A 271-nucleotide genomic window follows, 5' to 3' on the forward strand; every position below is an offset into this window, starting at 1 on the left:
GTATTTCCTGCCATTTAATATGCTCTTGGATGGAAACCAGCTTATACATATTACACTCACCCCTGCTTTAACTCACGCTTATTTGAAAACTGTTTGTAATTGCGCGGTTTTCTTTCGGCCAAACTGTGTATGTTTCCTTGCAAACCCGACTAGCTCAAACATGATGCCCAGCAGAATCCCTGCGAACATTCCAGCTACTGCGGCAAGCGACAATTGAACACTCAAGCTGCTGTTTTCATTGAGCGCATCGTCGGATGTACCCGCTGTTAAG

Annotated in this window: 1 protein-coding gene; it reads right to left on the minus strand. The window is 45.0% G+C overall.

What is annotated here, in order from left to right; genetic code table 11:
• Positions 1 to 78: 78 nt before the first annotated feature.
• A partial coding sequence (locus tag R0J87_RS20625) for a hypothetical protein (RefSeq protein WP_498888585.1) occupies positions 79 to 271 on the minus strand: 193 nt, incomplete at its 5' end.

The organism is Halomonas sp. SIMBA_159, from assembly GCF_046536035.1.
GTDB lineage: Bacteria > Pseudomonadota > Gammaproteobacteria > Pseudomonadales > Halomonadaceae > Vreelandella > Vreelandella venusta_A.